This is a genomic window from Pseudomonas sp. LAIL14HWK12:I7 (assembly GCF_000483465.1).
GTDB classification, from domain to species: domain Bacteria; phylum Pseudomonadota; class Gammaproteobacteria; order Pseudomonadales; family Pseudomonadaceae; genus Aquipseudomonas; species Aquipseudomonas kermanshahensis.
This window is the reverse complement of the sequence record NZ_AXYZ01000022.1, coordinates 1-14,166: the sequence shown is the minus strand read 5'-3', so window position 1 is coordinate 14,166 and position 14,166 is coordinate 1. Positions and strand designations below refer to the sequence as shown.

Genomic DNA, 14,166 nt, shown 5'->3' with positions numbered 1-14,166 from the left:
AGCGTGCCCGCGTCATTCATTTGTTTTCCAGATCAATCCAAAAGAAAAACAAACTTAACAAATCAACCAAACCCACCGATGCTGACGGCATCCTGCCCTCGCGGCGCCCACCCTTGCACGGAGAACAACAACATGAACGACGTGGTCATCGTCGCCGCCACCCGTACCGCCATCGGCAGCTTCCAGGGCGCCTTGGCAACAGTGCCCGCCGTCGACCTCGGCGCCGCCGTGATCAAGCGCCTGCTGGAACAGACACAACTGGACCCAGCCCAGGTCGACGAGGTCATCCTCGGCCAGGTGCTTACCGCCGGCGCTGGCCAGAACCCGGCCCGCCAGGCCGCGATCAAGGCCGGCCTGCCCTTCAGCGTGCCCGCGCTGACGCTCAACAAGGTCTGCGGGTCGGGCCTCAAGGCCCTGCACTTGGCGGCCCAGGCCATCCGCTGCGGCGACGCCGAGGTGGTGATTGCCGGCGGCCAGGAAAACATGAGCCTGGCCCCCTACGTCATGCCTTCGGCGCGCACGGGCCAGCGCATGGGCCACGGCCAGCTGATCGACAGCATGATTACCGACGGCCTGTGGGATGCCTTCAACGACTACCACATGGGCATTACCGCCGAGAACCTTGTGGATAAGTACGGCCTCAGCCGCGAGCAGCAAGACGCCTTCGCCGCCGAGTCCCAGCGCAAGGCCGTGGCCGCGATTGAGGCGGGCCGTTTTAAGGACGAGATCACCCCCATCGTGATGCCGCAGAAAAAGGGTGAGCCCAAGGTCTTCGAACGCGACGAACAGCCGCGCGCGGACACCACTGCCGAATCGCTGAGCAAGCTGCGCGCAGCCTTCAAAAAGGACGGCAGCGTCACGGCTGGCAATGCTTCCAGCCTCAATGACGGCGCCGCCGCCGTGCTGCTGATGAGCGCCACCAAGGCCAAGGCCCTGGGCCTGCCGGTGCTGGCTAAGATCGCGGCCTATGCCAGTGCTGGCGTAGACCCGGCGATCATGGGCATTGGCCCGGTTTCGGCCACCCAGCGCTGCCTGGACAAAGCAGGCTGGCAGCTGGCGGACCTGGACCTGATCGAAGCCAACGAGGCCTTTGCCGCGCAGGCACTGGCGGTGGGCAAGGCGCTGGAATGGGATGCGGCACGGGTGAACGTGAATGGTGGAGCGATTGCGCTGGGCCACCCGATTGGGGCATCGGGGTGCCGGGTGCTGGTGACCTTGCTGCACGAGATGATCAAGCGTGATGCGAAGAAAGGGCTGGCCACGTTGTGCATTGGCGGTGGCCAGGGGGTGGCGTTGGCGATCGAGCGCTGATCAGTCATTGATGCCGGCAGGCCCGGCCCCTTCGCGGGGCAAGCCCGCTCCCACAGGTTAAGCACAGCTCTCAAGGTTTGTGCTTTCCCTGTGGCTCCCAAAGGTTAAGCACAGCTCTCAAGCTTTGTGCTTTACCTGTGGGAGCGGGCTTGCCCCGCGAAGAGGCCGGGCCTGCTTACTCAGAACCGCTCATCGGCAATGGCCGGCAAGGTCAACTCGCGCACATAACTTGCCGCTGACAGCTCTAGCATCGTCCGCACCATCAGCACCACATCGTGCAGCGGAATCAACCCGCCCTCCCCCCGCGCCGCAGCGTCGGCAACTGGCACATTTAGGCCATCCTCGGTGTTCAGGTAGCCCAGATTCAGGCACGTCACACCCAGGCGCTGTTCGCGATACCCCTCACGCAAAGCCTCGGCAATCCCGCGCAGGGCGAACTTGGACGCAGCAAACGTCACTTCAGGGCGCCCGCTCTGCGGCAGGCCTGAAGTGGAACCGGTAAGGATGATCCGTGGTTTCTCGCTTTCCAGCAGCATCGGCAGCAAGCGCTTGATCAGCAGGACAGTGGCCGTGATGTTGCAGTCGACCATGCGTTGCAGCTCTGGGTCGTGATCGTCCAGGAAGCTGTAGTGTTCTGAAAACGCCTCGGCCTCCCACAGCCCGAGGTTGTAGATGAGGGTATCCACGCCACCCTCGGCCAGCGCCTGGGCGACGGCCTCGACGGCGGCAGCCGGCTGACCGAGGTCGGCCGCAATCCACTGCACCTCGACCCCCTTGCCGACCACCACCCCTTCGGGGCGCGAGCGGGACACACCTATCAGCGTATCGCCCGGCTTGCCCAGCCCTTCCATGAAGGCCTTGCCCAGCCCCTTGCTGGCGCCGACTACCAGAACTCTCATCGCATCACTCCCTGTCGAGTACGTTTCGAGCCGGCATTATAAGCACCTCATCACACGGCAAGGAGGCGTTAGGCAGCCGCCACGTCAAAAGCCTCTGGCGCTTTGACGGCGTTGGCCAGCACGGCCACTTGCTGGCACTTCTGCACGGCAAGGCCCACCGAGCTGTGCAGCAGCGAGCAAGACGGCGCGACCCACAGGCGGTCACCCAGGCGTTCGGCGGCGTGCTGCAGGACGGTAACGGCTTTTTCCAGGTCGCCGGCCGTGTCGTCATAGCCGTTGACCAAGCCCAGCGACACGATCTTGTAGGCGGGCAGGCGGTCGAGGATGGTGGGGTATTGGTCTGGGGCACGCACCAGGTCGATGTGCAGGCCATCGACTGGCAGGTTGGCCGCCAGGCCGAGGTTTTCTTCCAGGCCACCGAAGTAGGTGGCGATCAGTTTCTTCAGCGGTGCGCGCTGCAGGATGTTGTAGACGCGCTCGTAGGCGTTTTTCCAGTCCTGCGGCAGGTCGAGTACCAGGATCGGCTCGTCGATCTGCACCCACTCGACGCCCTGCGCGGCCAGGCGATTGAAGATTTCGTCGTACAGCGGCAGCAGCCGATCGACCAGTTCCAGCTTGTCGAAGTCGGCGCCTTGGGTGGTGCCCAGCCACAGGTAGGTCAGCGGGCCGATCACCACGGGCTTGACCGCGTGGCCCAGGGCCTTGGCTTCTGCAACCTCTTCGAACAGCTGCTCCCAGCTCAGGACGAACTGCTGATCGGCGCTGAACTCAGGTGCCAGGTAGTGAGCGTGGGTGTCGAACCACTGGGTCATTTCCTGGCCGCGTGCCATGGCGAACAGGGTTTGCAGGGTTGGCTTGGCACCGTCGTGGCTGCGCAAATGCGCGGGCACAACGCCGAAGGTCAACGAGTGGGTGAGCACCTGGTCGCACCAAGCGAAGTCGCCCACGGGCAGCAGGTCGATACCTGCGTCTTTCTGTTCCTGCCAGTGGGTGGCACGCAGATCACGGCCTACCGCGCGCAGCCCGGCTTCGTCGAGCTCACCGTTGCAGAAGGCTTCCTGGGCGTTTTTCAGTTCGCGATCGTGGCCGATGCGCGCCAAACCCAGGTTGTGTGCCAGTGCCATGTGTTGCCCCTCTGAACGCAAAAGTGAATGCGGGAACTTTCGGGGCAACCGAGCCTTGAGACAAACTCATTTAATTTAAGATGAAATCAAGATTTCCTCATGTTTATGCGAGGTCTGTAGGAGCAGCCTTGTGCTGCGAAGAGGCCCTTACGGCTAATACATCTCTACCCGGCATACGGGCCTCTTCGCAGCGCAAGGCTGCTCCTACACAGAAGCGCGCGAAAATACCGGTGCAGAGTACGGGGATGTCTTGTTCAGAGCAGCGCGCTACGCATGCGGACATGACCCTCTCGACCATTTGCCGCACAATGCCACCCTGCCCCAATTCGGTGCCCGATCCATGAGCCTGCTGAAAACGGCGCTGCACGAAAAAACCTTCGTCTGCGTCATGGAGTTCGTCCCCAAGCCGTCGTCGGAACGCTTCGCCGCCATGCAAGCGATCATGGCCCGCGGGCACCTGTGTGGCTGGCCGATGACGGTAGCCATTGGTGATCGCGTTGGCAGCCCGCTGGACATGTCGCCACTCGACGCCCTGGTCAGCTTCAGCTCGCCCGTGCCGGCTTTGCCGCACTTCTCTGGCAAGGACCGCGAACGCCACCACTTGCTTGCGCAACTGCAACGCATGGATGCCGATGGGCTGGACCAGTTACTGCTGCTCACCGGCGACCGCCTGCCCGGCCATCAACCTGGGCAGCGCCCGGTGCGCTACCTGGAATCGGTGGCCGCCCTGCAGATCGCGCGCCAAGCCTGCCCGCACTGGCTGCTGGGTGCCGCGCTCAACCCGTTCAAGTACTGCGAGGAAGAAGGGGGGGCGCAGTACTTCAAAGCCGAGAAAAAACTCGCCGCAGGGGCCGATTTCCTGACCCTGCAACTAGGCTTCGATGCCAGCAAGCATCAGGAAGCCCAGGCGTGGATGAACCGTCAGCCCAACCCGAAACCTTTGCTGGCGTGCCTGATGAGCCTTACCCACGGGCGCGCCGCCATGCTCGATCACGTGGCCGGGGTGACCGTCACCCCGTCCATGCGCGACATGCTCGAAGCCGAGGCCGCTGTGTCCAAGGCGCACGCACAGGCGCGCAGCGTCGACCGCCTGGCCCTGCAGGTCATCGGTGTGAAGTTGATGGGCTACGCCGGTGTGCACCTGTCGGGCATTCACGAACTCAAGCAGTTGCTGGCTCTGGAAAAACGCCTCGAATATTGGCAAGCGCAGCTCCATTCGCTGGAGCAATGGGCGCCCGCCTGGGCTGCCAGCTGGCAGGTACCCGGCCTGCCCGCCGTGGCCTTCCACCCCCCAGCAGCGAGCTGGCGCCAGGGCGAGTCGAAAGTCAGCGCGTCGAGCACAGAAAAAGCGCGCTACCACCTGCTGCACGCCTTCCATGCCCTGCTGTTCAGCCGCAACAACTGGCTGAGCAAGGCATTCGGCTGGGCCGTTCGCCAACCGCTGTGGGCCTCGGCCTCGGGCGCCCGCGTGCTGCACGGGGTGGAACGTGCGGTGAAACGCCCGTTGCTGGGCTGCGACACCTGCGGCCGCTGCCGCCTCGAAGACACCCTCTACATCTGCCCGGAAACCTGCCCCAAAGGTTTGGCCAACGGCCCCTGCGGCGGCACCTCGCTGAACCGCTGCGAATTCGGCGACCGCGAGTGCATCCACAGCGTCAAATACCGCACCGCCAAGGCCGTGCGGCAGACAGCCGTGCTGACTGAGCGCCTGATCCCGTGCATCGAGGTGCACACCCGCCACCGCAGTTCATGGCCGGCCTGGTTCGCGGCTCAGGCACCTCAGCGGCTCAAGGCTTGCTCAAAGCCTCGAACCCAGCCCGAATCGTAGCCTCGGGCAGTTCGTCGGCAATGAACACCATCACGCTTTCGCGTGCCTCGCCTGCTGCCCACTCGGCATCCCAGTCGAAGCCGTACAGTTTCAGCACGCCCTGAAACACCAGGCGACGGTCTTCGCCGGCAATGTTCAGCACGCCCTTGTAACGCAGCAACTGCTTGCCATGGGTTTCCAGCAGTTCGTTCATGAAGTCGCTGAGCCGGTCGATGTCCAGCGGGGTGTCGGTGCGCAGCACCAGGGTGGAGATGCGGTCCGGGGTGGCCGGTTTGAGCACCGGGCGCAGGGTGGGTTTAAGGCTGGCGCCCAAGTCGGTATTGAGGTTGAAACCGCGCACATCGAGCAGCTCGGCCAAATCGATGCGCCCGTGCTCGACCACACGCACAGCGGCACGGCCGTTGATGCGCGACAGCCGCTCACGCAGGGCCTCCACCGCTGCAGGCTCGACCAAGTCAGTCTTGCTCAGCAACAGCCGGTCGGCAAAACCGACCTGGGCCTGGGCGATGGCCTGGGTCAGGTGCAGCTCGGCATGGGCGGCATCGACCAAGGTGATGATGCCGTCGAGGATGTAGCGGTCACGCAGGTCCTCGTCGATGAAAAAGGTCTGCGCCACCGGTGCCGGGTCGGCAAGGCCGGTGCACTCTATCACCAGGCGGTCGAAGGCGATCTCGCCAGCGTCCAGGCGTTCCAGCAGCAGGTACAAGGCACGGGTCAGGTCGCCATGAATGCTGCAGCACACGCAGCCGTTGGCCAGGGTCATGACTTGCACCGGCTCGTCACCCAGCAGTTGGCTGTCGATGCCGGCCTCGCTGAACTCGTTTTCGATCACGGCGATCTTCAGGCCGTGCTCGGCCTTGAGCATGTGCTTGAGCAAGGTGGTCTTGCCGGCACCCAGAAAGCCGGTCAGTACAGTGACGGGGATAGGCGTTTGCACGCGATGTACTCCTGAAGCTGAAAATGACTGTGGGAGCCCGGTTGCCCGGGCTCCCACAGGTTCACAGGTGTTGCAGGCTCAACAGCACTTGGGCCCGGACTTGCCACCGTAGCGCGCTTCCTGGCGTTCGCGGAAGAACGCCTCGTAGCTCATCACCGGTTTGTCCGGGTGCTTGTTCTGCATGTGTTCGACATAGTTGTCGTAGTCGGGCATGCCGACCATCAGGCGGGCTGCCTGCCCCAGGTACTTACCCAGTCGACCCAGGTCGTTGAACATAGCTGCAGTCCTCTCGTTTACGCGTCAGGCAGCGCCTGGAACGGGGTTTCCTTGTCGGTGCGTTCCTTGCGGCCGAGGGCGGCGTAGCCGACCTTGATGGCGAAGAACAGGATGCTGAAGACCACCAGCAGGAACAGAATCGTCAGGCCCGCGTTGGTGTAGGCGTTGAAGATCACGTGCTGCATCTGGCCGATGTCCTTGGCCGGGGCCAGTACTTGGCCAGCATCCAGGGCGGTGCTGTACTTCTTGGCCAGGGCCAGGAAGCCCACGGCCGGGTTCGGGTCGAACAGCTTGATCAGGCCCGCAGCGGTGGTGCAGATCAGCAGCCACACAGCCGGCAGCAGGGTCACCCAGATGTAGCGCTGGCGCTTCATCTTGATCAGCACCACGGTACCCAGCATCAAGGCGATACCGGCCAGCATCTGGTTGGAAATGCCGAACAGCGGCCACAAGGTGTTGATGCCACCCAGCGGGTCGATCACGCCTTGGTACAGCAAGTAGCCCCAGAGTGCCACGCAACCGGCGGTGGCGAGCAGGTTGGCGCCCCACGATTCGGTGCGTTTCAGGGCCGGTACGAAGCTGCCCAGCAGGTCTTGCAGCATGAAGCGGCCGGCACGGGTACCGGCGTCCACGGCGGTCAGGATGAACAACGCTTCGAACAGGATCGCGAAGTGGTACCAGAAGGCCATGGTGTTTTCACCCGGCAGCACCTGGTGAAGGATCTGTGCGATACCCACCGCCAAGGTTGGCGCACCACCGGCACGGGCCAGGATGGTGTGCTCGCCGATGTCGCGGGCGACCGCTTCGAGCTGCTCAGGGGTGATCAGGAAGCCCCAACTGCTGACCGTCTGCGCCACCGACGCCACGTCGGCACCGACCACGGCGGCCGGGCTGTTCATGGCGAAGTAAACGCCCGGTTCGATCACCGAAGCGGCGACCATGGCCATGATGGCGACGAACGATTCCATCAGCATGCCGCCGTAGCCGATGTAACGGGCGTTGGTTTCGTTGTCCAGCAGCTTGGGCGTGGTGCCCGAAGAGATCAGCGCATGGAAGCCCGATACCGCACCACACGCAATGGTGATGAACAGGAACGGGAACAGGGTGCCCTTCCAGACCGGGCCGGTACCGTCGGTGAACTGGGTCAGGGCCGGCATTTTCAGCTCAGGCGCGATGATCAGGATACCGATGGCCAGGCCCACGATGGTGCCGATCTTGAGGAAGGTCGACAGGTAGTCACGCGGTGCCAGTACCAGCCAAACCGGCAGTACGGCAGCGACGAAGCCATAACCCACCAGCATCCAGGTGATCTGCACGCCGGTGAAGGTGAACGCCGGGCCCCAGACCGGGTCTGCAGCGATCACGCCGCCGAGCCAGATCGACGCCAGCAGCAGCACCACGCCGACCACCGAGATCTCGCCAATGCGGCCCGGACGGATGTAGCGCATGTAGATGCCCATGAACATCGCGATCGGGATGGTCGCCATCACCGTGAACATGCCCCATGGGCTCTCGGCCAGGGCCTTGACCACGATCAGCGCCAGCACGGCGAGGATGATGATCATGATCAGGAAGCAGCCGAACAAGGCGATGGTGCCCGGGATGCGGCCCATTTCCTCACGCACCATGTCGCCCAGCGAGCGGCCATTGCGGCGGGTCGACATGAACAGGACCATGAAGTCCTGCACCGCACCAGCCAGCACCACACCGGCGATCAGCCAGAGTGTGCCGGGCAGGTAGCCCATCTGCGCGGCGAGTACCGGGCCGACCAGCGGGCCGGCGCCCGCGATGGCGGCGAAGTGGTGGCCGAACAGGATGTGTTTGTTGGTCGGGACGTAGTCCAGGCCATCGTTGTTGAGCACCGCCGGCGTGGCGCGGCGAGGGTCGAGTTGCATCACCTTGGTGGCGATGAACAGGCTGTAGTAGCGATAGGCGACCAAGTAGATGGCCACTGCCGCGACCACGATCCACAAGGCGTTGATCGCCTCACCGCGACGCAGGGCAACCACACCCAGCGCGCAGGCCCCTATGACTGCCAGCGCCAGCCACGGAATATGGCGTAGCAGGCTATTATTGTTGTTCATGGTTTGCTTCCAGCTGGTGGATTGGAAAGACCGCCTATCGAGTCTAGGGCGAGTCATCGCGCATTGCCACACTTGCTTTGGTCTAGAGCCTCTGCGGCCAGATTGCGGTACCTGATGTACCTACCATACTCACTATAGTCAGGTTGTCACCCGGAGAGTCCGCCCATGAGCGATCACGACGAACGCCGCCGTTTTCAACGCATTGAGTTCGATGCAACGACCGAATTGCGCCAAGGCCTGCAGCGCTGGCCGACGAAGTTGCTGGACGTTTCACTCAAAGGCCTGCTGGTGGAACGGCCGGCGAACTGGGAAGCGGACTTGACGCAGGACTTCGAGGCAATTATCCACCTCGACCCTTCCACCCGGGTAGAGATGCAAGTGGAACTGCGCCACGAAGAACCCACCCGCCTGGGCTTTGTTTGCCTCTACATCGACATCGATTCAATGACCCATTTGCACCGTCTTGTGGAATTGAACGTGGCCGACAGCACCGAAATGATGCGTGAGCTGCGTGAACTCATCGAATAATGGGATCTTTTAGCTAGCTAACATCCTCCCCGCCCCGTGTTTCCTGTCTACCCAGACAGCTTTAAGCCTGGGTAGCAGTGCTTTGTACACACCCCTCTAGTACAGCCTCTGTCGAGTTGGTACGCGTTCTGCATTGGGCTCTAGCACACCTTGCGAGCCTGCATGTTCGCGCTCCGATCAAAATATTGTATACAATTGTTGTGGCAATCATTTGTAGGAAGTGTCTACAGTAGCGGCACAACAATAAACGCAGAGAGCCTGCTCCATGACTACGTCCCCTAGCACGTCTCCCGCCAAGCGCCCCGAGGATGAAAACCTCGGCCTTGGGGCCAACTTGGCCTATGGTCTGCAGCATGTGTTGACCATGTATGGAGGGATTGTCGCGGTACCCCTGATTCTGGGGCAGGCCGCAGGCCTGAACGGTGCCGAGATCGGCATGCTGATCGCCGCCTCGTTGTTTGCCGGTGGCCTGGCCACCTTGCTGCAGACGCTGGGCCTGCCGTTCTTCGGCTGTCAGCTGCCGCTGGTGCAGGGCGTGTCGTTCGCTGGCGTGGCAACCATGGGCGCGATCCTCAGCAGCGAGGGCGGCGGTGGCCTGCCAGGTGTGCTGGGCGCGGTCATGGCGGCCTCGTTCATCGGCTTCCTGATTACCCCCGTGTTTTCGCGCATCACCAAGTTCTTCCCGCCGCTGGTGACCGGCATCGTCATCACCACCATCGGCCTGACCCTGATGCCAGTGGCCGCACGCTGGGTGATGGGCGGCAACAGCGCCTCGCCGGAGTTCGGCAGCATGGCCAACATCGGCCTGGCGGCGCTGACCTTCGCCATCGTCTTGCTGCTGAGCAAGCTGGGCAGCGCGACCATCTCCCGTCTGTCGATTCTGCTGGCCATGGTGGTAGGCACCTTGATCGCCTGGGCGCTGGGCATGACCGATTTCAGCAAGGTCACCCAAGGCCCGATGTTCGCCTTCCCCACGCCGTTCCACTTCGGCATGCCGGAATTCCACATCGCCGCGATCCTGTCGATGTGCATCGTGATCATGGTGACCCTGGTGGAAACCTCGGCCGACATCCTCGCAGTGGGCGACATCATTGAAACCAAGGTCGACTCCAAGCGCCTGGGCAATGGCCTGCGTGCCGACATGGCGTCGAGCATCCTGGCGCCGATCTTCGGCTCGTTCACCCAAAGTGCCTTCGCCCAGAACGTCGGCCTGGTGGCCGTGACCGGGGTCAAGAGCCGTTATGTGGTGGCCACCGGTGGCGTGATTCTGGTGGTGCTCGGCCTGCTGCCGATCATGGGCCGGGTGATTGCCGCGGTACCCACCCCGGTACTGGGTGGCGCGGGCATCGTGCTGTTCGGCACCGTGGCGGCCAGCGGCATCCGGACCCTGTCCAAGGTCAGCTACAAGAACAACGTCAACCTGATCATCGTCGCCGCGTCGCTGGGCTTCGGCATGATCCCGATTGCCGCACCGACCTTCTACCACCACTTCCCGAACTGGTTCGAGACCATCTTCCACTCCGGCATCAGCTCGGCGGCGATCATGGCCATCCTGCTGAACCTGATCTTCAACCACTTCACAGCCGGTAATTCGGACCAGCAGTCGGTGTTCGCTGCGGCCTACGAGCGCACCATCCAGTATTCGGACATCTCCGCACTGCGCGATGGCGACTACTTCAAGGAGGGCAAGCTGTTCGATGCCGAGGGTAATGAAGTGCCGATGATGGAACTGGACGAGCATGGCAACGAGGCGCCCAGGCGCAGTGCGGTTGCCGAGCATTGACCGCTGATTGAGCGGTTACGCGGGGGAGCCGATGCGCATCGTCGGCTCCCTTTTTTTGTTTGCCTGTGCCGGCCTCTTCGCGGGTAAACCCGCTCCCACAGACCCCGCTGCCTCTGTGGGCTGCGCAAGACCTGTGGGGGGCTTGCCCCGCGAAGAGGCCGGCACAGGATTACTCGAACAGGGCGTCCAAGGCCTGCTCCAGCCGGGTCACGGCAATCACCTGCAAACCCGCAGGCGGCTCCTTCGGCGCATTGCCCTTGGGCACGATGGCCCGCTTGAAGCCGTGCTTGGCCGCCTCTTTCAACCGCTCCTGGCCGCTGGGCACCGGCCGCACCTCACCCGACAGGCCAATTTCGCCAAACACCAGCAGCCCATGGGCCAACGGCCGGTTGCGCAAGCTGGACATCACCGCAGCCAGCAACGCCAGGTCAGACGCGGTTTCGAGTACCTTCACCCCGCCCACCACGTTAAGGAACACGTCCTGGTCGTGGGTGGGAATGCCGCCATGGCGGTGCAGCACCGCCAGCAACATGGCCAACCGGTTCTGATCCAGGCCCAGGGTCACCCGGCGCGGGTTGGCCAGGTGGCTGTCATCGACCAGCGCCTGCACCTCGACCAGCATCGGCCGCGTGCCCTCCCAGGTAGCCATCACCACACTGCCCGGCACTTCTTCCTGGGTGCGGTTGAGGAAGATCGCCGACGGGTTCGAGACCTCCTTGAGGCCGCGGTCGGTCATGCCGAACACGCCCAGTTCGTTGACCGCGCCAAAACGGTTCTTCACCGCCCGCAGAAGCCGCAGGCGGCCATCGGACTCACCTTCGAAATACAGCACCGTATCGACCATGTGCTCGAGCACGCGAGGCCCGGCCAGCGAGCCTTCCTTGGTGACGTGGCCAACCAGGAAAATCGCCGTGCCGCTCTGCTTGGCGTAGCGCACCAGCAATGCCGTGCTCTCGCGCACCTGGGCCACGCCGCCGGGCGCCGATTGCAGTTGTTCGGTGAAAATGGTCTGGATCGAGTCGATGACCATGACCCGGGGTTTTTCCACCCGGGCCGTGGCGATGATGGTCTCGATGCAGGTTTCGGTCATCACCTTGAGCTGGTCCTGGGGCAGGCCCAGGCGGCGCGAGCGCATGGCCACCTGCTGTTGCGACTCTTCGCCGGTGACGTACAGCGCGGGCATCTGCACCGCGATGTTGCACAACGTCTGCAGCAGGATGGTCGACTTGCCGATGCCTGGGTCACCCCCGATCAGCACCACCGAGCCGTCGACCAAGCCGCCGCCCAGTACGCGGTCCAGTTCGGTGCTGCTGGTGGTAAACCGCGGGATTTCTTCCACACTGACTTCGGCCAGTGTCTTGATCTGCGCCTGCTGCCCGGTCCAGCCGGCACGGCCGCTGCTGGGCGCGGCCGCGCCGCCGCTTTCGATCATGGTTTCGACCAGGGTGTTCCAGGCCCCGCATTCACCGCACTGGCCGGCCCATTTGGGAAAGGTCGCGCCGCACTCGGTGCAGCCATACAAGCGCTTGGCCTTGGCCATGGGCGGAATCTCCTGGAAAAACCGCCATGATAGCCGAGCGAGACGTGTCTCGAACGCTTCGAGATGCGACAAAACTATTCGTTCTAACCACAGTCATTAGGGCTGTACCTAACGCATGAAGCGTTTAAGTGGCTTACACTGCGTTTACCTCACCATTTGTTACAAAGGAATCGAACATGGGTATGATCAGTGAGTTCAAGGCCTTCGCGGTCAAAGGCAATGTCGTCGACATGGCGGTCGGTATCATCATCGGCGCGGCCTTCGGCAAGATCGTCTCGTCCTTCGTGGGTGACGTGGTCATGCCGCCACTGGGGCTGTTGATTGGTGGCGTGGACTTCAGTGACCTGGCGATTACCTTGAAAGCTGCAGAAGGTGACATTCCGGCGGTGGTGCTGGCCTACGGCAAGTTCATCCAGACCGTGATCGACTTCGTGATCGTTGCGTTTGCCATCTTCATGGGTGTGAAGGCGATCAACCGCCTGAAGCGCGAAGAAGCCGTGGCACCGAGCGCACCGCCCGTGCCCAGCGCTGAAGAAACGCTGCTGACCGAGATTCGTGACCTGCTCAAGACGCAGAACCAGAATCGCTTGCCCTGAAACGTACTGGGGCCGCATTGCGGCCCCGTACGTTACCAGTAGTTTTCCACCGCCACCTGCCCCGGCCGCTTGCTCAGGCTCAACTGCAGGTCACGCGCCTTGAGCACCTTTCGGGTTTCATCGATCATCTCCGGGTTACCGCAGAGCATGATGCGCGAATGCTCGGGCGACAGTTCCAGCCCCGCCGCCTTCTCCAGTTCGCCATTCTCGATCAACGTGGTAATACGCGCATTCAACGCACCGGGGTGCTGCTCGCGCGTGACCACCGGAATGAACTGCAACTTGCCGGCAAACTCGGCCAGGTAATCACGTTGCTCCAACCCGGCGATGTCGTCCACGTAGGCCAGCTCCTTCGCCTCGCGTACCGAATACACCAGCTTGATGCTATCAAACCGCTCCCAGGCCTCGAAGTCCTGCAGGATGGACATGAACGGTGCGATGCCGGTGCCGGTGGCCAGCAACCACAGGTCGCGGCCGCCGATGAAGCGATCGAGGGTCAGAAAACCAAAGGCCTGCCGGTCGATCAGTAAGCTGTCACCTTCGCCCAGCCGGCTCAGTTCGCTGGTGAACTCCCCGCCGGGCACCACGATCGAGAAGAAGTCGAGGTACTCGTCATGGGGTGCGCTGACCATGGAATAGGCGCGCCAGACTACACTGCCATCGGCCTTGGTCACGCCAAGGCGAGCGAACTGGCCCGCACGGAAGCGAAAACCCGAATCGCGCGTGACCCGCAGGCTGAAGAGGTTCGGCGTCAATGGCTGAACATCGAGCAGTGTCTGGCGGGTGAACTTTTCGGCGCTGGCGGTCATATCGGGCTCCAAGGTTGACGTGCGCACAGTGTCGCGCAAAGCGGCCTGGATAAAAACCACCGGTTTGTAAGGCCTCACCACGCCGATGCCGCCGATGACGCAGATAATCCTGATCGCTATAACAAAAAATCCCAACGCTACACTAGTGTGGTGTTTCAGAAATACCACTGAAAATCATCTACCCAGCGCTCGTGCCGCGCGAGCGACTGAGGCAAGGATGTCCTCGGCCTTCTTGTGCCACCGAAATGGCTTCGGATTCTGGTTGTAGGTTTCCAGGTAGTGCTCAATCGACGCCTCCAGATCCTTAACGCTGACATGTGCCTGCCGCTTGATCCACTTCTCGCTCAGCGTTGAGAAAAACCTCTCAACCAAATTCAGCCAGGATGCCGAGGTGGGCGTGAAGTGGATGTTGTAGCGTGGCCTCGCCGCAAGCCACGCCCTGACCTTGTCA

12 protein-coding genes and 1 pseudogene are annotated in these 14,166 nt (G+C 62.7%); 5 read left to right on the top strand and 8 right to left on the bottom strand.

The annotated features are described in order from the left end of the window. Positions 1-132 precede the first annotated feature (132 nt). A complete protein-coding gene (locus tag D886_RS0118035; protein WP_027595238.1) occupies positions 133-1,311 on the top strand; it encodes an acetyl-CoA C-acetyltransferase in 1,179 nt (392 codons plus the stop codon). Positions 1,312-1,490: 179 nt separating this feature from the next. Here D886_RS0118035 and D886_RS0118030 read toward each other — a convergent pair whose 3' ends face one another. Continuing rightward, positions 1,491-2,210: an SDR family oxidoreductase gene (locus D886_RS0118030; protein ID WP_027595237.1), complete on the bottom strand. Its 720-nt coding sequence runs from the start codon at positions 2,208-2,210 to the stop codon at positions 1,491-1,493. Positions 2,211-2,281: 71 nt separating this feature from the next. Next, positions 2,282-3,334, bottom strand: a pseudogene (locus tag D886_RS27095) (5-methyltetrahydropteroyltriglutamate--homocysteine S-methyltransferase); the annotation flags it as partial. A 340-nt stretch (positions 3,335-3,674) separates the two neighbouring features. Between D886_RS27095 and D886_RS0118020 the strand changes: the two are divergent. Then, positions 3,675-5,162 carry a methylenetetrahydrofolate reductase C-terminal domain-containing protein gene (locus D886_RS0118020; protein ID WP_027595236.1) on the top strand — a complete coding sequence of 496 codons (1,488 nt, stop codon included), beginning with the start codon at positions 3,675-3,677 and terminating at the stop codon, positions 5,160-5,162. Here D886_RS0118020 and yjiA read toward each other — a convergent pair. The 3 genes from yjiA to D886_RS0118005 form a co-directional block, all read right to left on the bottom strand. Continuing rightward, the gene (yjiA, locus tag D886_RS0118015) at positions 5,122-6,099 is read right to left on the bottom strand and encodes a GTPase (RefSeq protein ID WP_027595235.1); all 978 of its coding nucleotides are present in this window, start codon (positions 6,097-6,099) and stop codon (positions 5,122-5,124) included. The two genes, D886_RS0118020 and yjiA, sit on opposite strands and share 41 nt — an antisense overlap. Positions 6,100-6,177: 78 nt before the next feature. Continuing rightward, positions 6,178-6,375 carry a YbdD/YjiX family protein gene (locus D886_RS0118010; protein WP_027595234.1) on the bottom strand — a complete coding sequence of 66 codons (198 nt, stop codon included), beginning with the start codon at positions 6,373-6,375 and terminating at the stop codon, positions 6,178-6,180. A gap of 17 nt (positions 6,376-6,392) precedes the next feature. Continuing rightward, on the bottom strand, positions 6,393-8,459 hold the full coding sequence (locus D886_RS0118005) for a carbon starvation CstA family protein (protein ID WP_012274172.1): 2,067 nt from the start codon (positions 8,457-8,459) through the stop codon (positions 6,393-6,395). A 165-nt stretch (positions 8,460-8,624) separates the two neighbouring features. Here D886_RS0118005 and D886_RS0118000 point away from each other — a divergent pair, with 165 nt between their 5' ends. Next, a complete protein-coding gene (locus D886_RS0118000; RefSeq protein ID WP_027595233.1) occupies positions 8,625-8,987 on the top strand; it encodes a PilZ domain-containing protein in 363 nt (120 codons plus the stop codon). 265 nt (positions 8,988-9,252) lie between these two features. Continuing rightward, entirely contained in the window at positions 9,253-10,770 is a 1,518-nt protein-coding gene (locus D886_RS0117995; RefSeq protein ID WP_033694267.1) for a nucleobase:cation symporter-2 family protein, read from the top strand. Between the two features lie 169 nt (positions 10,771-10,939). On the opposite strand, the gene radA is transcribed toward D886_RS0117995, so the two are convergent. Next, positions 10,940-12,310, bottom strand: a complete 1,371-nt coding sequence (gene radA, locus D886_RS0117990; RefSeq protein ID WP_027595231.1) for a DNA repair protein RadA — start codon at positions 12,308-12,310, stop codon at positions 10,940-10,942. 176 nt (positions 12,311-12,486) lie between these two features. Between radA and mscL the strand changes: the two genes are divergently transcribed. Beyond that, positions 12,487-12,906: a large-conductance mechanosensitive channel protein MscL gene (gene mscL, locus D886_RS0117985; RefSeq protein WP_027595230.1), complete on the top strand. Its 420-nt coding sequence runs from the start codon at positions 12,487-12,489 to the stop codon at positions 12,904-12,906. A gap of 32 nt (positions 12,907-12,938) precedes the next feature. On the opposite strand, the gene D886_RS0117980 is transcribed toward mscL, so the two are convergent. Next, on the bottom strand, positions 12,939-13,715 hold the full coding sequence (locus tag D886_RS0117980) for a ferredoxin--NADP reductase (RefSeq protein ID WP_027595229.1): 777 nt from the start codon (positions 13,713-13,715) through the stop codon (positions 12,939-12,941). Positions 13,716-13,889: 174 nt separating this feature from the next. After that, positions 13,890-14,166 (bottom strand): transposase (locus D886_RS27090; protein WP_033694266.1); only part of this gene is annotated, 277 nt, incomplete at its 5' end.

What these genes read in the sequence shown, in the direction of transcription:
- D886_RS0118035 (WP_027595238.1), top strand. Translation starts at nt 133, where the DNA reads ATGAACGACGTGGTCATCGTCGCCGCCACCCGTACCGCCATCGGCAGC.
- D886_RS0118030 (WP_027595237.1), bottom strand. Translation starts at nt 2,210, where the DNA reads ATGAGAGTTCTGGTAGTCGGCGCCAGCAAGGGGCTGGGCAAGGCCTTC.
- D886_RS0118020 (WP_027595236.1), top strand. Translation starts at nt 3,675, where the DNA reads ATGAGCCTGCTGAAAACGGCGCTGCACGAAAAAACCTTCGTCTGCGTC.
- D886_RS0118010 (WP_027595234.1), bottom strand. Translation starts at nt 6,375, where the DNA reads ATGTTCAACGACCTGGGTCGACTGGGTAAGTACCTGGGGCAGGCAGCC.
- D886_RS0118005 (WP_012274172.1), bottom strand. Translation starts at nt 8,459, where the DNA reads ATGAACAACAATAATAGCCTGCTACGCCATATTCCGTGGCTGGCGCTG.
- D886_RS0118000 (WP_027595233.1), top strand. Translation starts at nt 8,625, where the DNA reads ATGAGCGATCACGACGAACGCCGCCGTTTTCAACGCATTGAGTTCGAT.
- D886_RS0117995 (WP_033694267.1), top strand. Translation starts at nt 9,253, where the DNA reads ATGACTACGTCCCCTAGCACGTCTCCCGCCAAGCGCCCCGAGGATGAA.
- radA (WP_027595231.1), bottom strand. Translation starts at nt 12,310, where the DNA reads ATGGCCAAGGCCAAGCGCTTGTATGGCTGCACCGAGTGCGGCGCGACC.
- mscL (WP_027595230.1), top strand. Translation starts at nt 12,487, where the DNA reads ATGGGTATGATCAGTGAGTTCAAGGCCTTCGCGGTCAAAGGCAATGTC.
- D886_RS0117980 (WP_027595229.1), bottom strand. Translation starts at nt 13,715, where the DNA reads ATGACCGCCAGCGCCGAAAAGTTCACCCGCCAGACACTGCTCGATGTT.